This is a genomic window from Pseudomonas sp. UBT (assembly GCF_050915955.1).
Lineage (GTDB): Bacteria > Pseudomonadota > Gammaproteobacteria > Pseudomonadales > Pseudomonadaceae > Aquipseudomonas > Aquipseudomonas antarctica_A.
This window is the reverse complement of record NZ_CP168079.1, coordinates 421470-441168: the sequence shown is the minus strand read 5'-3', so window position 1 is coordinate 441168 and position 19699 is coordinate 421470. Positions and strand designations below refer to the sequence as shown.

The window sequence follows — 19699 nt, the reverse complement described above, 5'->3', positions numbered from 1 at the left end:
GGTCAGGTATCGCTGGCCCCGGACGTATTACAGCGCCTAGACTTTGCCGATCTTCAGGACAGGAACAGCCCGTGACCACCATCTTCTGGTACGACTATGAAACCACCGGCATCAACCCGCGCAGCGATCGCCCGCTCCAGGTCGCCGGTATTCGTACCGACCTCGAACTCAACGAGGTCGGCCCGCCGGTCAACCTTTATTGCCGGCCGAGCGATGACATCCTGCCGCACCCGGCCGCCTGCGCGATAACCGGTATTACCCCCGGCATCCTGGCGGAAAAGGGCCTGGCCGAAGCCGACTTCATGACCCGCGTGCACGCCGAGTTGGCCGCGACGGGTACCTGTGGGGCCGGTTACAACACCTTGCGTTTTGATGATGAAATGACGCGCTACAGCCTGTACCGCAACTTTTTTGACCCCTACGCCCGTGAGTGGCAGGGCGGCAACAGTCGCTGGGACTTGATCGATGTGGTCCGCACAGCCTACGCGCTGCGCCCCGAAGGCATTGTCTGGCCCGAGCAGGACGGTCGTGTCACCCTCAAGCTTGAGCGGTTGACCGAAGCCAATGGCATAGACCATGGCCAGGCCCACGATGCCTTGTCGGACGTGCGAGCCACCATTGCCTTGGCCCGTTTGGTCCGCGAGAAACAGCCCAAGCTGTATGACTGGCTATTCCAACTGCGCAGCAAGCAGCGTGTGATGGATCAGGTTCGCCTGTTGCAACCCATGGTGCATATCTCAGGTCGTTTTTCCGCCGCGCGTCATTACCTGGGCGTGGTACTGCCCCTGGCCTGGCACCCGCGCAATCGCAATGCGTTGATTGTCTGTGACCTCGGGCTCGACCCGCAGGGTTTACTGGACCTGGACGCCAATACCTTGCGCCAGCGGCTCTACACGCGCCGTGAAGACCTGACGGACGGTGAACTGCCGGTGCCGCTCAAGTTGTTGCATATCAACCGTTGTCCGGTCGTTGCGCCCTTGAATGTGCTAAGGGCGCAGGATCGTGAGCGGCTTCAGTTGGATATGGCTGTCTGCCAGTCGCGGGCGCTGCGACTAACTGACGCACAGGAAGTTTGGCGCGACAAGTTGGCGGCGATGTATGCCGAGGAAGATTTTGTGCCGAGTCAGGACCCTGAGCAGCAGCTCTATGACGGTTTTATAGGTGACCGCGACCGGCGTTTATGCGAACAAGTCCGGGCGGCAGAACCTTCACAGTTAGCACATCAGCAGTGGCCTTTTGATGATCATCGATTGCCGGAATTATTATTCCGCTACCGCGCACGTAACTTTCCTGACACCTTGAACAACGAGGAGCAACAGCGCTGGAAACTTTTTTGCCAGCAGCGTTTGTCAAACCCGGAATGGGGCGCGCCGAATACCTTGTTGGCATTTAAGCAGGCACGTGAGGAGTTGGCCGTTAGTGCTACATCGGTTCAGTGCCAGGTGCTGGATCAATGGCAGGAATATGCCGACTCTTTAGCGGCTCGCCTGGACCTGTAGTCAGGTAAGTGGAGAATATTCGGACAATAAAAAACGCCAGCAAGCTGGCGTTTTTAATGTGTTGCATATCAGGCGATAGCCCGACCAGGCTTAGCCCAGCAGGGTAGCCCAACCTTCAACGACGTCGCCGCCCCACTTGGCTTTCCACTCTTTCAGCGTCTTGTGGTTGCCACCTTTGGTTTCAATCACTTCGCCGTTGTGCGGGTTCTTGTATTGCTTGACCTTGCGAGCACGCTTGGTGCCGGTAGTTTTCACAGCGCCACGGGGTGCTTTGATTTTCGATTCCGGATCCAGCAGCGCGATGATGTCACGCAGGGATTTGGAGTATTCACCCATCAGGGTGCGCAGTTTGCCTTCGAATTCCAGCTCGGTTTGCAGCTTGTCGTCTTGGGACAGGTTCTTCAAACGGGCTTGCAGCTCTTTGATAGCTTCTTCGGTGGCGCGGTATTCGTTGATCAGAGACATGGGGACTACCTTATGTAGAGCACTGATTGACAGGAGTGGCCCAATAATAGTCAGGCAATTTCCCCAAGTAAACATTTAAGGAGACATTTATGTGAATTACGTTGAATGTTTGTGGCAAAGCTATGCAATCGAGTTAATTAGTAGGTGGTGGGTGTAAAGATAATCCCGTTTTATTTTTGATAACTGCCTGAGTGTGAGGTGGCACCGTCATATAGCGGCGCTAAAACCTTACGCTATTAAGGGATGTCGCCAGGCCATGTGTGCAGATTAAGCCGCAAGGAATACTGCAGTTTTTCTGCGTAATCGCTAGAATGGCGACCTTTGCGAAGTTCTGGAGTTTTCCCCTAATGCGCACTTTTCGGCTGGTGATTGCTTGCCCGGACCGGGTTGGCATCGTTGCCAAAGTCAGTAACTTTCTGGCCTCCCACAACGGCTGGATCACCGAGGCGAGCCATCACTCGGACGATCTCAGCGGATGGTTTTTCATGCGTCACGAGATTCGTGCCGACACGCTGCCCTTTGGTCTTGAAGCTTTTCGTGAGGCGTTTGCGCCGATCGCCGAAGAGTTTTCGATGACCTGGCACATCACCGACACGGAGCAGAAAAAACGCGTCGTACTGATGGCCAGTCGTGAGTCCCATTGCCTGGCTGACCTGTTGCACCGCTGGCACAGCGATGAGCTGGACTGTGAGATTGCCTGTGTGATTTCCAACCATGACGACCTGCGCAGCATGGTCGAATGGCATGGCATCCCGTATTACCACGTGCCGGTCAACCCACAGGATAAAGAGCCGGCGTTCGCCGAGGTCTCCCGCCTGGTCAAGCAGCATGAGGCTGACGTCGTCGTGCTGGCGCGCTACATGCAAATCCTGCCGCCGGAACTGTGCCGCGAGTACGCGGGTAAGGTGATCAATATTCACCATAGCTTCCTGCCGTCGTTTGTGGGTGCCAAGCCCTACCACCAGGCCTCCCTGCGTGGCGTGAAGCTGATTGGCGCAACCTGCCACTACGTCACCGAGGAGCTGGACGCTGGCCCGATCATCGAGCAGGACGTAGTACGCGTCAGCCACAGCGATAGCATCGAAGACATGGTGCGTTTCGGCCGTGACGTCGAGAAGATGGTCCTGGCCCGTGGCCTGCGTTACCACTTGGAAGATCGCGTGCTGGTGCACGGCAATAAGACCGTCGTGTTCTGATAGCGACGTGCTTATTGAAGAATAGAGGGCCTGGGCGTTAAATCGTCCCAGGCCCTTTTTCTTTGCCCGTCATTGAGGATTGATTGATGAGCGATCCGCTGGACAAAGCCACCTCCAAAGCCCCAGCGACGCTGGGGGAGGGGTGTTTGAGCCGGTTCGACCCGGATGAGCTGGACGCAGAGGACGGCACCGAGTTTCCCGGTGCGGTCGAGTTATGGGCGCGCGAACAGGCTAAAGCCGAACCCAAGGAAGAATAGTGGCCCGCCGCCATGCCAGGCGGCGGGCTCCTTGCATCAGATCCGGAAACTGCCCACCAACTGCTTCAGGCGTGCTGCCTGTTGTTCCAGGTCGGTACAGGCCCGCAGGGTTGAGTGCAGGTTTTCCACACCCTCCTGGTTGAGTGTGTTGATCTCGGTGATGTCCATGTTGATCGACTCCACCACCGAGGTCTGTTCTTCGGTAGCGGTGGCCACTGACTGGTTCATGCCGTCGATCTCGCCAATGCGCTGGGTCACGCTGTTGAGGCGTTCGCCGGCCAGGTTGGCGATGTCCACACTCTCGAGGCTGTGGCGCTGGCTTTCGCTCATGGTGCTGACCGATTCCCGGGCGCCGACTTGCAGCTCTTCAATCATCTTTTGCACTTGTTGCGCCGATTCCTGGGTGCGGTGGGCCAGGTTGCGCACTTCATCGGCCACTACCGCAAACCCGCGCCCGGCTTCCCCTGCACGCGCCGCTTCGATCGCGGCGTTAAGTGCCAGCAGGTTGGTTTGCTGGGAGATGCTGGTGATGACTTCCAGAATTTGGCCGATATTCACGGTCTTGCTGTTGAGCGCTTCAATATTGCTGCTGGAAGCGCTGATCATCGCGGATAACTTGGTCATCGCCGTGATATTGCGATCAACCACTTGCTGGCCGTCTTCGGCCAATTGCCGCGCATCGCTGGCCTGGCCGGAAGCCTGCGCAGCATTACGGGCGATCTCTTGTGCAGCGGCGCCCAGTTCGTTGATGGCGGCGGCGACACTGTTGGTACGGTTGGCCTGCTCGTCGGAATTGACCATGGACGAGTTGGACGCACTGACCACGCGCAGGGCGACTTCGTTGACCTGCTCGGTGGCCGAGGACACTTCGCGAATGGAGGTATGAATCCGTTCCACGAAGCGGTTGAATGCATTACCCAGCGTGCCGAATTCGTCGTGATTCTGGATGCTCAGGCGGCGTGTCAGGTCACCTTCGCCATCGGCAATGTCCTGCATGGCACGGGTCATCACGTGCAAGGGTTGCAACAGCACTCGGATCAGCATGCCGAGCAGCGCGATGATGATCACCACGGCAATGATCGTGGCAATCACGGCCGAGGTGCGGAATTTGCTGAGCATGGCGAAGGATTTGTCTTTATCCACCGAAACGCCCAGGTACCAGTTCACCGACGGCAGGCCCTTGATCGGTGTAAACGTGACGATGTTGTCCTTGCCGTTGGCTTCAACTTCGCTGAAGTCCCCGCTGATTTTCGGTGTGTTTTTCGGGTACACGTCAGCCAGGGTTTTCATCACCAGGTTTTTGTCCGGGTGCACCAGCACTTTGCCATCGGCACTGACCAGGAAGGCATAGCCCATGCCACCGAAATTCAGTGCGCCGATGTTATCCACCAGGGTTTGCAGGCTCAGGTCGCCGCCCACCACGCCGATGCTCTGGCCGGTCTTGGTGCTGCTGGGGGTGGCAACAGAAATGATCAACTGCCCGGTAGCGGCGTCGATGTAGGGTTCGGTCAGGGTCGAGCCGTTGCTGCTCTGGGCGCCTTTGTACCAAGGGCGAACCCGTGGATCGAAGCCATCCGGCATCTTGGTGTCGGGGCGGATGGTGAAGGCGCCTTTGCTGTCACCCACGTAGGTTGCCATGAACGAGGAGGTCAGCGCTTTCTGCTCGAGCAGGCTGGCAACCACACTGGGTTCAGGATTGATGGCGATGTTTTGTGCCGCATTCTCCACCAGGGCAATGCGACCGGTAAGCCAGGTTTGAATATTGCTGGCGGTGACATCGCCCATTTCATGCAGGTAATTATTGAGGTCGTCGCGAATCGCGTTGCGTTGCAGGTAGTCGTTATAGAGGGTAAACAGCGCGAAAGCGGCGATGACGATAAGGGAGGCTGCAAGCAGGATCTTGTGGCTGAAGCGCAGGTTTTTATTCATGGCTTGTAGGGTCCGCTATGGTCTTAATATCCGAAGCGCATCCTCTTGGGATACGCAAAATGACAGCGTCAAAAAAGGTGTGATATTTCTTGTGATAGCTCTGTGGGTCCCTTATAGGAGCTATCTGACCTATTTTTAGACTTTGTGGGTCGTACATCCGTCTGTATCGACCTGGCGGCACTAAAGATTAACCAAAGGTGACGAAATGCCTGATTCCTCGCAACTCCTTATCGGCGCCGGCCTTGACGGCCAACCCATCGCCCAGGCCATGCGTCTGGCCAACCGTCACGGGTTGATTGCCGGCGCCACCGGCACGGGCAAGACCGTCACGTTGCAGCGCCTGGCGGAAGCTTTCAGTGATGCGGGTGTGGCGGTGTTCGCCGCGGATATCAAGGGCGACCTATGTGGTCTGGGGGCAGCGGCCAACCCGCAAGGTAAAGTGGCCGAGCGCATTGCGGGTATGCCCTTCCTTAACTATACGGCCAAGGCTTATCCGGTGACGCTGTGGGATATCCACGGGCAGTCCGGTCATCCGCTTCGCACCACCATCAGCGAAATGGGGCCGTTATTGCTCGGTAGCCTGTTGGAACTCACCGACAGCCAGCAGTCGGCACTCTATGCCACGTTCAAGGTGGCTGACCGCGAAGGCTTGTTGCTGCTCGACCTCAAAGACCTCAAGGCATTGCTCAACCACTTGCGTTATCACCCGGAGCTGCTGGGCGATGATGCGGCGCTGATGACCACCGGCTCCAGCCAGGCGCTGTTGCGGCGCCTGGCCGTGCTGGAGCAGCAGGGCGCCGAAGCCTTGTTTGGTGAGCCGGCCCTGCAACTTGAGGATATTTTGCAGCCGGCCAGCGATGGCCGTGGGCGCATCCACCTGCTCGACGCCAGCCGATTGGTGCATGAAGCGCCAAAGGTCTACGCGACCTTCCTGCTGTGGCTGCTGGCCGAGCTGTTCGAACAGTTGCCTGAACGCGGTGACGCCGATAAACCGCTGCTAGCGTTGTTTTTCGACGAAGCGCATTTGTTATTTGCCGATACACCCAAGGCGTTGCAGGATCGCCTGGAGCAAGTGGTGCGTTTGATCCGGTCCAAAGGGGTGGGTGTGTATTTCGTCACTCAGTCTCCAGGTGATTTGCCGGACACGGTATTGGCGCAATTGGGCTTGCGTATTCAGCACGGTCTGCGTGCGTTCACGACTAAAGAGCAGAAATCCTTGCGCGCCGTGGCGGACGGTTTCCGGCCCAACCCGGCGTTCGATGCCTTGTCGGTATTGACTGAGTTGGGCACCGGTGAGGCATTGGTGGGCACGTTGCAGGAAAAGGGCACACCGGAAGTCGTCCAACGCGTGCTGGTTGCGCCTCCACAGTCGCGAATCGGGCCACTGAGTGAGGCCGAACGTGCGGCATTGATCGCCAGTTCGCCGTTGCTGGGGCGGTATGACAAGCCGATTGACCGGGAGTCGGCCTATGAAGTGCTGATGGCGCGTAAAGAGCTTGGGGTGACCGAAGCGGCGAAGCCCGCGGCCGAAGAGCCGAGCTTTACCGACAAAGCGGGTGCCTTTCTGGGCACTACGGCTGGCAAGGCACTCAAGTCGGCGATGCAGCAGGCCGCCAATCAGATGGGCCGGCAGTTGGTGCGGGGCTTGTTGGGGTCGTTGCTGGGCGGCAGCAAGCGCAAATAGGGGTTCAGGATTTGGGTTTGCCGTGGGCGGCCAACCGCTCGAGCGCCGCGCGCAAGCCCGGATCACTGATCCCGTCAGCCGTAGCCTGAATGGTTTCGGCTGCATTCTCCGAAAGGTCCATCGTATGCCCCACCGCGCCTTGCTGTACGGTGGGTGGCTGCACCTTGAACTGGATACGGGTCAAACTGGCAAATACATCAAATGCCATCAATTGTCGCTGCAGGCGTTTTTGCTGGTAGCGCAAACGGGTCGCCCAATGGCCATCGGTGACAATTAACAGCAAATTACCCTCGCGCCAGGACGCCACATGGCAATGCTCGCGGGCGGCAGGTTGCAGCTGGCTTTCTACCAGGCGTTGCAAATGGCCCAAGCGTTGCGCGTGGCCGAAGATGGCTTTCAACGGCTTGGCTTCGCGAAGCAACACGCTGGGAGCGCGGGCTGTAAGAGGGCGAAATGCCATGTTTAGACACCTTAAGTAACAGAGCGGCCATCTTAGCAGAAAGCGCCTGAGCGGCCCCAGGCAATGCGATAACAGGGCAATGCCCGTGAAATCAATAGTTAACTTCTGCGTTCAATGGGTTGAAGTTCCAGCAAAAGCCCTTATTTTAAACAGGCCCTCTCACAGCACCATGCCAGCATCGGGGAACAACGCCACTTTCCTCACCCACGATTCCGGGTAGAATGCGCGTTCGCATGCGGCCGTGAGGGCTGCTCGGGCCACTCACGGTGCGCCCTCCATCCCTATGTGTGGAAGAACCTGCCGATATGTTTGCGCCTTTGTTAAAGAAACTTTTTGGAAGCAAGAATGAGCGCGAAGTCAAACGCATGCTCAAGACGGTGCAGCTGGTTAATGCCTTCGAAGAGCAGATGGTTGCCCTTTCGGACGAGCAATTGCGCGCCAAGACCCAAGAGTTCAAGGCCCGCATAGCCAAAGGTGAAACCCTCGACAAGCTGCTTCCCGAAGCCTTTGCGGTCGCCCGTGAAGCCGGTAAGCGTGTCATGGGCATGCGCCACTTCGACGTCCAGTTGATCGGCGGCATGACCTTGCATGAAGGCATGATTGCCGAAATGCGTACGGGTGAAGGCAAGACCCTGGTGGCAACCCTGGGTGTTTACCTCAACGCACTGTCCGGCAAGGGCGTGCACGTTGTGACGGTGAACGACTACCTGGCCCGCCGGGACGCCAACTGGATGCGCCCGCTGTATGAATTCCTCGGCCTGACCGTCGGCGTGGTAACGCCGTTCCAGCCGCCGGAAGAGAAGCGCGCCGCTTACGCTGCCGACATCACCTACGGCACCAACAACGAATTCGGTTTCGACTACCTGCGCGACAACATGGCGTTCAGCATGGAAGAAAAATTCCAGCGCGAACTCAACTTTGCCGTGATCGACGAAGTCGACTCCATCCTGATCGACGAAGCCCGTACCCCGCTGATCATCTCCGGCCAGGCCGAAGACAGCTCGCGCCTGTACACCGAGATCAACAAGTTGGTCCCGCGTCTGGAGCAGCACATCGAGGAAGTGGAAGGCGTGGTGACCAAAGAAGGTCACTTCACCATCGACGAGAAGACTCGTCAGGTCGAACTCAACGAAGCCGGTCACCAGTTTGTCGAAGACATGCTGACCCAGATCGGCGAGCTGGCCGAGGGTGAAAGCCTGTACTCGGCGCACAACCTGGGCCTGTTGACCCACGTGTATGCCGGCCTGCGCGCCCACAAGCTGTTCCATCGCAACGTTGAATACATCGTCCAGGACGGCCAGGTCGTACTGGTTGACGAACACACTGGCCGTACCATGCCGGGTCGTCGTCTGTCCGAAGGCCTGCACCAGGCTATCGAAGCGAAGGAAGGGCTCAACATCCAGGCTGAAAGCCAGACGTTGGCCTCCACTACCTTCCAGAACTACTTCCGTCTGTACAACAAGCTGTCCGGCATGACCGGTACGGCCGACACCGAAGCGTTCGAATTCCACCAGATCTACAGCCTGGCCGTGATGGTGATTCCACCGAACAAGCCGCTGGCGCGTAAAGACTTCAACGACCTGGTGTTCCTGACTGCCGAAGAGAAATACGCGGCAATCATCAACGACATCAAGGACGGCATGGCCCAGGGTCGTCCGATCCTGGTAGGTACCGCCACCATCGAAACTTCCGAGCACGTGTCCAACCTGCTTAACAAGGAAGGCATCGAGCACAAGGTCCTCAACGCCAAGTTCCACGAAAAAGAAGCCGAGATCATCGCCCAGGCCGGTCGCCCAGGCGCACTCACCATCGCCACCAACATGGCCGGTCGTGGTACCGACATCCTGTTGGGCGGTAACTGGGAAGTGGAAGTGGCCTCGCTCGACAACCCGACCCCTGAGCAGATCGCCCAGATCAAGGCCGACTGGCAGAAACGCCACCAGGCTGTGCTCGAATCCGGCGGCTTGCAGGTCATCGCGTCCGAGCGTCACGAGTCGCGCCGTATCGACAACCAGCTGCGTGGTCGTGCCGGTCGTCAGGGTGACGCCGGTTCCAGCCGTTTCTACCTGTCGCTGGAAGACAGCCTGATGCGTATCTTCGCCTCGGACCGGGTGAAGAACTTCATGAAAGCCCTGGGCATGCAGTCCGGTGAAGCGATCGAGCACCGCATGGTGACCAACGCCATCGAGAAAGCCCAGCGCAAGGTAGAAGGCCGTAACTTCGACATTCGCAAGCAACTGCTTGAGTTCGATGACGTCAACAACGAACAGCGTAAAGTGATCTATCACATGCGTAACACGTTGCTGGCCGCCGACAACATTGGCGAGACCATTGCCGATTTCCGTCAGGACGTGCTCAACGCCACCGTCAGCGCCCATATCCCGCCACAGTCCCTGCCTGAGCAGTGGGATGTTGCCGGCCTGGAAGCCGCGTTGAAGAACGACTTCGGTGTCGACTTGCCGGTTCAACAGTGGCTGGACGAAGACGATCACCTGTACGAAGAAACCCTGCGCGAGAAGCTGATGACCGAGCTGCTCGCCGCGTACAACGAGAAAGAAGAGCAGGCGAGTGCGGAAGCACTGCGTACCTTCGAGAAACAAATCGTACTGCGCGTGCTGGACGACCTGTGGAAAGACCACCTGTCGACCATGGACCACCTGCGTCACGGTATCCACCTGCGTGGCTACGCCCAGAAGAACCCGAAGCAAGAGTACAAGCGCGAGTCGTTCACGCTGTTCTCCGAGCTGCTGGATTCGATCAAGCGCGATTCGATTCGTGTGCTGTCCCACGTTCAAGTGCGTCGCGAAGACCCGATCGAGGAAGAAGCTCGCCTGCGTCAGGAAGCCGAAGCACTGGCCGCGCGCATGCAGTTCCAGCATGACGAAGCACCAGGTCTGGAAGCGCCGGAAGTCTTGGGCGAGGAGGTCGATGTGGCCTTGGCTCAAGCCCCGGTTCGCAATGATCAGAAGCTGGGTCGCAACGAACTGTGCTGGTGCGGTTCGGGCAAGAAGTTCAAACACTGCCACGGCGAAATCAACTAAGATTTTTGCCTGACGCTGCAACACCCCGCGCCGCGACCGGCTTTTGCCGTCGCGGCGTTTTGCCATTAATTCACCGTCGATAGCGACGGCACACACATCACCTATTTTTAAGGAGCGCATTCATGGCTGTTGGTCTTGGTCCTTTGCCCACATTGCACCCGGTTGCCGGTTTTGAACTCGGTATCGCTTCGGCCGGCATCAAACGCCCGGGGCGCAAGGATGTGGTGGTGATGCGCTGTGCCGAAGGCTCGACTGTCGCGGGTGTGTTCACCCTTAATGCCTTCTGCGCTGCACCGGTTATCCTGGCCAAGCAACGCGTTGCCGGCCCGATCCGTTACCTGCTGACCAACACCGGCAATGCCAACGCCGGTACCGGCGAGCCTGGTCTGGTCGCCGCAGCCCGCACCTGCGCCAAGCTGGCGCAACTGGCCGGCGTCGACGCCAGCCAAGTGCTGCCTTACTCCACCGGCGTGATCGGTGAGCCGCTGCCTGTGGAAAAGATCGAAGGTGCATTGCAAGCGGCACTGGACGACCTGTCTGTGGATAACTGGGCTGCCGCGGCCACCGGCATCATGACCACCGACACGCTGCCCAAGGGCGCGAGCCGTCAGTTCGTGCACGACGGCGTGACCGTTACTGTGACCGGCATCAGCAAGGGCGCGGGCATGATCCGTCCGAACATGGCCACCATGCTCGGCTATATTGCCACCGACGCCAAAGTCTCCCGCGACGTGCTGCAGCGCCTGATGCTGGACGGCGCCAACAAGTCGTTCAACCGCATTACCATCGATGGTGACACCTCGACCAACGACTGCTGCATGCTGATCGCTACCGGCCAGGCCAACCTGCCGCAAATCACCTCCACCGAGGGCCCGCTGTTCGCGGCGCTGAAACAGGCGGTGTTCGAGGTGTGCATGGACGTGGCCCAGGCCATCGTGCGTGACGGTGAGGGCGCGACCAAGTTCGTCACCGTTGAAGTCAACGGCGGCGGTAATCACCAGGAATGCCTGGATGTTGGCTACACCGTGGCGCATTCGCCGCTGATCAAGACCGCTTTGTTCGCCTCCGACCCGAACTGGGGCCGTATCCTCGCAGCCGTTGGCCGTGCCGGCGTGCCTGACCTGGATGTGAGCAAGATCGACGTATTCCTCGGCGACGTGTGCATTGCCAGCCGTGGCGCTCGTGCCGAAACCTACACCGAAGCCCAAGGCTCGGCAGTGATGCAGCAGGAAGAAATCACCATTCGTATCGAGCTGGGTCGCGGTGAGTGCAGCGAAACCATCTGGACCACCGACCTGTCCCACGAGTACGTGAAGATCAATGCGGAATACCGCACCTGATAGCCAAGAGGATAAGCGCGGTGAAACGAGTGCATGTAGCAGCAGCAGTGATCCGCGGTGTCGATGGCAGAATCCTGCTGGCGCGCCGCGCGGATACTCAGCATCAGGGCGGCCTTTGGGAGTTCCCCGGCGGCAAGGTGGAGGCTGAGGAATCGGTCGCCACTGCGCTGTCCCGCGAGTTGAAGGAAGAGCTGGGCATTCAGGTCACCACAGCGCGACCGCTGATCAAGGTGCAGCATGACTACTCGGACAAGCAGGTGTTGCTGGATGTCTGGGAAGTATCGGCCTTTACCGGCGAGCCCCATGGTGCCGAAGGGCAACCGTTGGAATGGGTTGCTCCTCGGGATTTGCCCAACTATGAGTTCCCTGCGGCCAATGCCCCGATCGTTGCGGCGGCACGGTTACCGGCCGAGTACCTGATTACCCCGGGTGAGCTGGAGACCCCGACGCTGTTGCGCGGTATTCAAAAAGCCATCGCGGGTGGCATCAAGCTGATTCAACTGCGTGCGCCCAATGGTTACGACCCTAAATACCGTGACTTGGCGGTGGACGCTGTAGGCCTGTGTGCCGGCAAGGCGCAGTTGATGCTCAAGGGGCCGTTTGAATGGCTGGGGGATTTCCCGGCGGCGGGCTGGCATATGACTTCAGCGCAGTTGCGTAAATATGCGAGCAAGGGCCGTCCGCTGCCGAAGGATCGCTGGTTGGCGGCCTCGTGCCATAACGCCGAAGAACTGGCGCTGGCGCGAATGATGGATGTGGATTTCGTCACGCTGTCGCCGGTGCAACCGACCCAGACTCATCCTGATGCCCAGCCACTGGGTTGGGAGCAGGCGGCAGAGTTGATACGTGGGTTCAGCAAGCCGGTGTTTCTGTTGGGTGGGGTTGGGCCTGCCGAGCGGGAACAGGCTTGGGACGCCGGTGCTCAGGGTGTGGCGGGCATTCGGGCGTTCTGGCCTGAGGTTTAATGTTGTTCTGACGGGCTTCTTCGCGAGCAAGCCCGCTCCCACACTCGACCGAGTTCCACCCTTGGAATGCAGTCAAATGTGGGAGCGGGCTTGCTCGCGAAGGGGCCAGGTCAGTCACCAAAAAAACATCAGTGTGGCTTAGCAGCCGCCTGCCAAAGAATTTCAGCAACACCCTGGCGCTTGGCAATCACCCTGGCCGCCACAAACAACAAATCCGACAGCCGATTGATATACGCCAACCCCAAGCCTTCCAACGGCTCAACCGCATTCAAATGCTGACACCGCCGTTCCGCACTGCGCGCTACGCTGCGGCACACGTGGGCCTGGGCAATCAGCGCTGAACCACCGGGCAGGATGAAGTTCTCCAAAGGCCCGACTTCCTCGTTCCAGCGATCAATCGCGGCTTCCAGCCGATCGATTTCGGCCGCATTCAACGCCTTGTACACCGGCATTGCCAGTTCACCGCCGAGGTCGAACAAACGATGTTGGCAAGGGGTGAGCACCTCAATCACATCCGTCAGTGCCGGATGTTTGCCGCTCTGTTCTTCAAGATTGGCCAGCAGCAAACCCAACTGACTGTTCAGCGTGTCGACCTCGCCAATCGCTTCCACCCGAGGGTGGTCCTTGGGGACGCGGCGGCCGTCGCCGAGGCCCGTCTCGCCCTTGTCGCCGGTGCGGGTGTAGATCTTCGACAGGCGAAAGCCCATGGTCATTGCTCCAGTTGAGTCAGTTCATTGGATGGCATTTGGCTGCCGGCCAAAGGCAGGCGCAGCGTGAAGCAGGTGCCCTGGCCGAGGGTGGAGTGCACCTCCATCTGGCCCTTATGGTTGTTGGTGATGATGAAGTACGACACCGACAGCCCAAGCCCGGTGCCTTGGCCAATTTCCTTGGTGGTGAAAAACGGCTCGAAGGTGCGTTTGCGCACGTTTTCACTCATGCCGATGCCGTTGTCTTCCACCTGGATCTCCGCCCACGGCGGATTGAGGCGGGTGCGCAGGATGATTCGTCCCGGCTCGCGGTCGTCTTCGCGCAGGTGAATGGCCTGGGCGGCGTTTTTCAGCAAGTTGAGCAGCACCTGTTCCAGTTCGTTGGCAGTGCCGGGAACCGGGCCCAGTTGCGGGTCGAACTGGCGAATGATCGCCTGGCCTTTGAAGTCGAAACCGATCGTCAGGTCGAAGTCATTACCGGCAATTTCCACGGCCTGATCGATCAGTGCCGGCAAATCGCAAGGCGCCATCTGGCGATTACTGCGGCGGCTGAAACTGAGCATGTGGGTAACGATTTTCGCCGCCCGGGCGCCGGCTTGCTGAATGCCGTCGAGCAGTTGCGGTACTTCGCGGCTTTGCAGGTAGTGGTTGACCGTGTCCAGCTCGAGGCCCGCCTGTTCGGCATACTCCAGGTTCTTGGGCAGGTCGGGGGATAGGCGGCGGCGGATATTCTGCACGTTATGCAGGATAGCCCCCAGCGGGTTGTTGATCTCATGGGCCATGCCCGCGGCAAGGCCGCCGACGGAGAGCATTTTTTCCGACTGCACCATCATTTCTTCCAGGGACAAGCGCTGGGTGATGTCGTCGATACGAATGACCACGCCGCGCCCGGCGCCGCCCATCAATGGATAGAAGGTCAGGGCGTAATGCTTGGGCTCGTCATCCTTGACCCACGTGACCCGCTCAATGCGCTCCACCGTGTGCTGCTCAACCGTCGCCTTGATTTGCGGCAGGTAGGGCTTGAGCGGCTGGAACGCAAGGAAGATCGGTTGATTCAACGCTTCATCCAGGCGCGTGCCGGAAAGGGCCGTCGCTTCCTGGTTCCACTGAGTGACATAAAGCTGTTCGTCCAGCGCGATCAACGCCGAGGGCATCGAGTCGATGATGCTGTTCAGGTAGTTCTGGAAACCGGTGAGTTTTTTCTCGATCTTGCTGCGAACCTGGACTTCGAGTTCCAGCTTGCGGTTGGTATGGCGTGTCTCCTCGGCCAGGCCTTGGGCCTGGTCGTACGCAGCCTGTGAGTCGTCGCGCGCACGTTTGAGCTGCTGCTCGCGGGCTTCGATACGCGACAACATGGTGTTGAACGCTTCGGCCAGGCTGCCGATTTCATCATGGTTGCCACGTCCGGCGCGCAGGGCGTAGTTCTCCTCGCGAGTCACCTGGCGCGACAGTTCTTCCAGTTCGTGGATCGGGCGAGTGATCAGGCGTTTGATCTGCCGGGCGATGACCAGCCAGAGCAACACACTGAAAATCAGGATGCCCAGGCTGGCGGTCAACGTGCCGGTATAGAAGGCCATCGGTAGCTCACTGCTTGCCACCAACAGTAAATGCCCGGAAGGCTGGCCGGCACGGGGCAGGGTGATGACCTGGTTGCTGCGAAACTCGGTCAGGCGCCACGCCTCGATATGCCGGTAGTTGTCCGGCAGATGCAGGCGATTGCCATGCTGCATCTGCGCCAGGCGGGTGCCCTCGCCGTCGTACAACGCCGCCGCGCGCAACGGCGAATAGCTGGTCAGCTCATTGAGCAGGGCGTCGGCCTTGGCTGGGGACTCGAGGGCTTCGGCGGCAAGTGACGGGCTCGAAACCAGCCGACCGATGGCCTGCAGTGCCTGGGGCGCCATGCTTTCCTGGGAGATCCAATAGGCGGCACTGATAAACGTCAGGTTGGCCACCAGCAATACAGTGGTCAACAGCACCAGCAGGGCGGCCAGCAGTTTCTGCCCTACCGGTAGATTTTCAAGACGCTGGCGCAGTGGCATCAGGGTTTTCCCAGGTGATAGACAGGTAGGCAGGGTAGCGCGTGCCTCAGTCGCTGGCCAATCCGCGTGCGTGCAAGTAGTCGACCAGGCGCGCCTGCACCTGTTGCAGATGCGGCAGCACCAATTGATGGCGGGCAGCCGCCAGGCAGGCATAACCCAGCAGGTAGCTGATTTCGGTGCGCCGGGCGTTGGCCACGTCCTGATACATGGAGGAGTAATTGGCGGCAGTGGCCTGAATCACCCTTTCCACTTCGCTGTGCAAATGCTCGGCAGCGGCCGGTTGACCGCAGCATTCAAGCAACTCGGCCAACTCGGCGCACAGGGTCGCGACTTCACACTGATGGGCTTGCAAGCCGCCGTTGCGGCACTGGTAAAGCACGGTTAACGGGTTGATCGCGCAATTAAGGGCCAGCTTGCGCCACAGACGGGTGAGGATATCGGTGCTCCATTCGTGGGGGATGCCGGCGGTGTGCAGGTCTTCCAGCCATAGCGGCGCAGTCGGGTGGCTAACGTCCCCCAGCCAGGTGTAGCCATGGCCCGCAAACACTACGCGCCAGTCGCCGTCGCGGAATGCGCCTTCGGTACTGGAGGCAAAGAGGCAGCGAGCCTGGGGCAGTTGCGCGGCTACCGCGTCCTGGCTGCCGAGGCCGTTTTGCAGCAGGATCAGTTCGGCGTTCGGCACCAATCGGTGTTGCAATTGTGCGATGGCGCTCTGGGCATCGTAGGCTTTGCACGCCACCAGCAGCCGATGAATCGGCTCGGGGCTGTCAGGTGTTTCGCCGATCACTGGGTAGGTGCTTTCTACTCCTTGCTCCACCAGGGTCAGGCCTTTTGCCGTCTGATAGCTGGCCAGGCGGGTTTGATCGCGCAAGATCAGCCTGACGGGCACGCCCGCGCGCGCCAGTCGTGTGGCCCACAGTGTGCCCAGGCTGCCGGCGCCGAGAATATGCCAGGTGGTCGACATGAGTTTGTGCTCCGTAGGGTCGCTCACAGTGAACGGGGCGAAAGAACCGCTATAATGCCTGCGCATTTTAGCTCGGGCGCGCTCCATCTCTACTGAGCCCGCCCCTTATATTGGAGAAATGACATGCCTTCGTTCGACGTGGTATCCGAACTGGACAAACACGAAGTCACCAACGCCGTCGAGAACGCCGTCAAGGAACTGGACCGTCGCTATGACTTGAAAGGCAAGGGCAGCTTCGAATTCAAGGAAAAGGAACTGACCGTCAACCTGACCGCTGAAGCCGATTTCCAGCTGGAAGCGATGATCGAGATCCTTAAGTTGTCCCTGGTCAAGCGCAAGATCGACGCGCAGTGCCTTGAAATCAAAGAAGCCTACGCCTCCGGCAAGCTGATGAAGCAGGAAGCGGTTCTCAAGGAAGGCATCGACAAAGAGCTGGCGAAGAAGATCGTTGCTCATGTGAAGGATGCCAAGCTGAAAGTCCAGGCCGCCATCCAGGGTGAGCAGGTTCGCATCACTGGCAAGAAGCGTGATGATTTGCAGGAAGCAATCGCTGCCCTGCGCGCGAAGACCTTCGACATGCCGCTGCAGTTCAATAACTTCCGCGACTGATGGCACTTTGTGGAACCTGTGGGCGTTTTTGACGTCCCACGCCCCAGAACCTGCGCCTACACTTGAGCCCTACGGGGCTCAATTGCGTTTTCAGGTAGTCAATAAAGCCGCACATCCGCAAAACTGGAGAATGTAGATGGATTTGAATGCTGAAGTGGATCGCCTGATCAAGACCTCGCAGTCTTGGATCCCGATGATTATGGAATATGGCAGCCGGGTGTTGCTGGCGGTAATCACCCTGGCCATCGGCTGGTGGCTCATCAACCGACTGACGCACCGGGTGGGACGCTTGCTGGCGCTGCGTAACGCGGACTTGGCACTGCAGCATTTTATTACCAGCCTTGCGAATATCGCGCTGAAAGTCATGCTGATCGTCAGCGTGGCCTCGATGATTGGCGTGGCAACAACCTCGTTCGTCGCCGCAATCGGCGCGGCTACCCTGGCGATCGGCCTGGCGCTGCAAGGCAGCCTGGCCAACTTCGCCGGTGGTGTGCTGATTCTGCTGTTCCGCCCGTTCCGCATCGGTGACTGGATTGAAGCCCAAGGCACTTCCGGCACTGTCGACAGCATCCAGATCTTCCATACCGTGCTGCGTACCGGTGACAACAAAACCGTGATCGTGCCGAACGGTATCCTCTCCAACGGCATCATCACCAACACCAACCGTCAGCCTACCCGCAAGGTGGTGTTCGACGTGGGTGTCGACTATGAAGCCGACCTGCAGAAAGCCCGTGAAGTGCTGCTGGAACTGGCGAAAGACCCGCGCGTAATGGCTGACCCGGCGGCAGTGGTCGTGGTGTCGACCCTGGGCGACAGCTCGATCACGGTGTCGTTGCGTTGCTGGACCAAGACTGCAGATTATTGGGACGTTGTGTTCATGCTGAATGAACTGTCGCGTGACCGCCTGAAAGGCGCGGGGATTGATATTCCGTTCCCGCAGCGAGTGATTCGCGTGATGCAGGAACCGGTTGCAAAATAACTAAGCAGCAGGACGTCGAACTTGGCCGATAGGTCAGGTTCGATGCAAGCGTTTAATCTCGTTAGTTAGCTTGCTAGTTATGTCGCCATTGAAATAAAACTGCAATAAAAAAGCCGCTCCTTTGCATGCAAGGGAGCGGCTTTTTAGTTAAGGCCGAAGCCTTAAGTCATCGTTGTAATCAAACAGCCAATTACAAGATGTTCAGCGGGTATTGCGCGATCAGACGCAGCTCGTCGATAGACGCCGAACCGTAGTACACGCCGTCAGACGAACGATAGGTCGCTTGACGTACGCGCAGGCTCAGGTCTTTCGCTGGGCCGCTCTGGATCACGTATTTGGCTTCGATATCACGTTCCCATTCTTTGGCATTGGTGGTGGTGCCGTTGTCGGCGCCGCTGCCAGTGACATAGCGGGTCATGAAGCTCAGGCCTGGAACGCCGAATTTGGCCATGTTCAGGTCGTAGCGAGCTTGCCAGGATTTTTCACCCTCGGCGTTGAAGTCGGAACGTGCAACGGAGTTAGCCAGGAAGATCGAGCCGCCGCCGTCTACGCCGTAGCCGTAGTCGCCATCACCGCTAACCTTCTGATAGGCCAGGGTAAAGGTGTGAGCGTCGAGGGTGTACGCGCCTTGCAAGCTGAATGCACGGTTGTTGAGCTTGGTGGTGTTGTCTTTTTCAGCGCGTTGCAGGCCGGCGCCATCGCTTTTGGTGTCGTAGATGTTGAAGTCAACGGCCACCGACTGGTTGTCGGTAAGCGCGTGGGTCCAGTTCACGTTGGCGTAGAGTTTCTTCCAATAGTCTTCGACTTTCGAGTAGTAGAGGCTAGTGGTGAACTCAGGGGTCCAGGCGTAAACGCCACCCACGAAGTTAGCATCTCTCAGGCCGCGACCGGTGTTGGGTTCGGAGCTGCTGATACTGTCTTTGTAGGTGTGGTCCTGGGCAACGATCGAGGTGAAGTGACCGGCTTCAAGTTTCAGGTCTTTGATTTCGTTGCTGGTCAGAGAGAAGCCTTGCGGCAGCTCTGGAAGCAGACGGCTGTCATCGGAGGCGAACACCGGTGCGGTGGTGTATTGATCACCCACTTTCAGCACGGTGTTGGAAATACGGAACTTAACCGCAGCGCCGCCTTTGGAGTAATCGTCTTCGGAGCGACCGTCAGAACCGGTAGGGAACAGGCCGGTACCGGCGCGACCCTTGCCGCTGTCGAGCTTGACGCCCAAAAGGCCAATGGCATCAACACCGACACCAATGGTGCCTTGGGTAAAGCCGGATTGGTACAGGCCGTTGAAACCAAGACCGGTTTCTTCGGTGCGGCTTTGGCCGGAGTCGTTGTTGCGCTTGTCACGGCTGAAATACAGCAACCGGGTGTTGATGCTGAAAGTGCTGTCTTCAACAAAACCCTTGGCGTCGTCTTGTGCGGACGCCATTGCGTATTGCGAGGTGCCTGCTGAAACAGCCAGGGCGATCATGCTCCACTTCATCACGCGCATCGTGATTTGCTCCTTTGGTTTTAGGAAGAGTACTGCCGTCCCACCTGTATTTTTATCTGGGCGGCTCTTTCTTTTT

General features: G+C 58.7%; 16 protein-coding genes and 1 pseudogene. 9 read left to right on the top strand and 8 right to left on the bottom strand.

All coding sequences use genetic code 11. The features are described 5' to 3' along the window. The first annotated feature begins 71 nt into the window (after window positions 1-71). Window positions 72-1499 carry an exodeoxyribonuclease I gene (gene sbcB / locus ACDZ94_RS02070; RefSeq protein ID WP_064453944.1) on the top strand — a complete coding sequence of 476 codons (1428 nt, stop codon included), beginning with the start codon at window positions 72-74 and terminating at the stop codon, window positions 1497-1499. A 90-nt stretch (window positions 1500-1589) separates the two neighbouring features. Here sbcB and mvaT read toward each other — a convergent pair whose 3' ends face one another. Continuing rightward, on the bottom strand, window positions 1590-1964 hold the full coding sequence (gene mvaT / locus ACDZ94_RS02065) for a histone-like nucleoid-structuring protein MvaT (protein ID WP_064453943.1): 375 nt from the start codon (window positions 1962-1964) through the stop codon (window positions 1590-1592). A 347-nt stretch (window positions 1965-2311) separates the two neighbouring features. On the opposite strand from mvaT, the gene purU reads away from it, so the two are divergent. Beyond that, window positions 2312-3160 (top strand): formyltetrahydrofolate deformylase, encoded by an 849-nt coding sequence (purU, locus tag ACDZ94_RS02060; protein WP_005790961.1) that lies wholly within the window; start codon window positions 2312-2314, stop codon window positions 3158-3160. A gap of 86 nt (window positions 3161-3246) precedes the next feature. Continuing rightward, window positions 3247-3417 carry a hypothetical protein gene (locus ACDZ94_RS02055; protein ID WP_167353710.1) on the top strand — a complete coding sequence of 57 codons (171 nt, stop codon included), beginning with the start codon at window positions 3247-3249 and terminating at the stop codon, window positions 3415-3417. Window positions 3418-3453: 36 nt separating this feature from the next. On the opposite strand, the gene ACDZ94_RS02050 is transcribed toward ACDZ94_RS02055, so the two are convergent. Both ACDZ94_RS02050 and ACDZ94_RS02045 read right to left on the bottom strand, forming a co-directional pair. Then, on the bottom strand, window positions 3454-4218 hold the full coding sequence (locus ACDZ94_RS02050; RefSeq protein WP_407016290.1) for a methyl-accepting chemotaxis protein: 765 nt from the start codon (window positions 4216-4218) through the stop codon (window positions 3454-3456). A 141-nt stretch (window positions 4219-4359) separates the two neighbouring features. Beyond that, window positions 4360-5202, bottom strand: a pseudogene (locus ACDZ94_RS02045) (HAMP domain-containing protein); the annotation flags it as partial. Between the two features lie 349 nt (window positions 5203-5551). Between ACDZ94_RS02045 and ACDZ94_RS02040 the strand changes: the two are divergent. Further along, window positions 5552-7030, top strand: coding sequence for a helicase HerA-like domain-containing protein (locus tag ACDZ94_RS02040; RefSeq protein WP_064453941.1), 1479 nt, complete (start codon window positions 5552-5554; stop codon window positions 7028-7030). A gap of 4 nt (window positions 7031-7034) precedes the next feature. Here the strand turns inward: ACDZ94_RS02040 and ACDZ94_RS02035 are convergent, their stop codons facing one another. Next, entirely contained in the window at window positions 7035-7490 is a 456-nt protein-coding gene (locus tag ACDZ94_RS02035; protein WP_064453940.1) for a DUF721 domain-containing protein, read from the bottom strand. A gap of 305 nt (window positions 7491-7795) precedes the next feature. Here ACDZ94_RS02035 and secA point away from each other — a divergent pair, with 305 nt between their 5' ends. The 3 genes from secA (at window position 7796) to ACDZ94_RS02020 (ending at window position 12836) form a co-directional block, all read left to right on the top strand. Continuing rightward, window positions 7796-10531 carry a preprotein translocase subunit SecA gene (secA, locus tag ACDZ94_RS02030; RefSeq protein ID WP_064453939.1) on the top strand — a complete coding sequence of 912 codons (2736 nt, stop codon included), beginning with the start codon at window positions 7796-7798 and terminating at the stop codon, window positions 10529-10531. A gap of 122 nt (window positions 10532-10653) precedes the next feature. Next, window positions 10654-11871, top strand: coding sequence for a bifunctional glutamate N-acetyltransferase/amino-acid acetyltransferase ArgJ (argJ, locus tag ACDZ94_RS02025; protein ID WP_064453938.1), 1218 nt, complete (start codon window positions 10654-10656; stop codon window positions 11869-11871). Window positions 11872-11891: 20 nt separating this feature from the next. After that, the gene (locus ACDZ94_RS02020) at window positions 11892-12836 is read left to right on the top strand and encodes a Nudix family hydrolase (RefSeq protein ID WP_432751002.1); all 945 of its coding nucleotides are present in this window, start codon (window positions 11892-11894) and stop codon (window positions 12834-12836) included. Between the two features lie 128 nt (window positions 12837-12964). Here the strand turns inward: ACDZ94_RS02020 and ACDZ94_RS02015 are convergent, their stop codons facing one another. From ACDZ94_RS02015 to ACDZ94_RS02005, 3 genes are read right to left on the bottom strand one after another with little or no spacing between them, the layout of a single operon-like run. Next, window positions 12965-13543 carry a cob(I)yrinic acid a,c-diamide adenosyltransferase gene (locus ACDZ94_RS02015; RefSeq protein ID WP_221295560.1) on the bottom strand — a complete coding sequence of 193 codons (579 nt, stop codon included), beginning with the start codon at window positions 13541-13543 and terminating at the stop codon, window positions 12965-12967. 2 nt (window positions 13544-13545) lie between these two features. Beyond that, window positions 13546-15582, bottom strand: coding sequence for an ATP-binding protein (locus tag ACDZ94_RS02010; protein ID WP_432751001.1), 2037 nt, complete (start codon window positions 15580-15582; stop codon window positions 13546-13548). 46 nt (window positions 15583-15628) lie between these two features. Continuing rightward, window positions 15629-16546 (bottom strand): putative 2-dehydropantoate 2-reductase, encoded by a 918-nt coding sequence (locus tag ACDZ94_RS02005; RefSeq protein ID WP_432751000.1) that lies wholly within the window; start codon window positions 16544-16546, stop codon window positions 15629-15631. Window positions 16547-16669: 123 nt separating this feature from the next. Between ACDZ94_RS02005 and ACDZ94_RS02000 the strand changes: the two genes are divergently transcribed. Continuing rightward, window positions 16670-17155, top strand: coding sequence for a YajQ family cyclic di-GMP-binding protein (locus ACDZ94_RS02000; RefSeq protein WP_053257767.1), 486 nt, complete (start codon window positions 16670-16672; stop codon window positions 17153-17155). A gap of 136 nt (window positions 17156-17291) precedes the next feature. Further along, entirely contained in the window at window positions 17292-18134 is an 843-nt protein-coding gene (locus tag ACDZ94_RS01995) for a mechanosensitive ion channel family protein (protein ID WP_064453933.1), read from the top strand. 190 nt (window positions 18135-18324) lie between these two features. Here the strand turns inward: ACDZ94_RS01995 and ACDZ94_RS01990 are convergent, their stop codons facing one another. Further along, on the bottom strand, window positions 18325-19623 hold the full coding sequence (locus tag ACDZ94_RS01990; RefSeq protein WP_064453932.1) for an OprD family porin: 1299 nt from the start codon (window positions 19621-19623) through the stop codon (window positions 18325-18327). Window positions 19624-19699 lie beyond the last annotated feature (76 nt).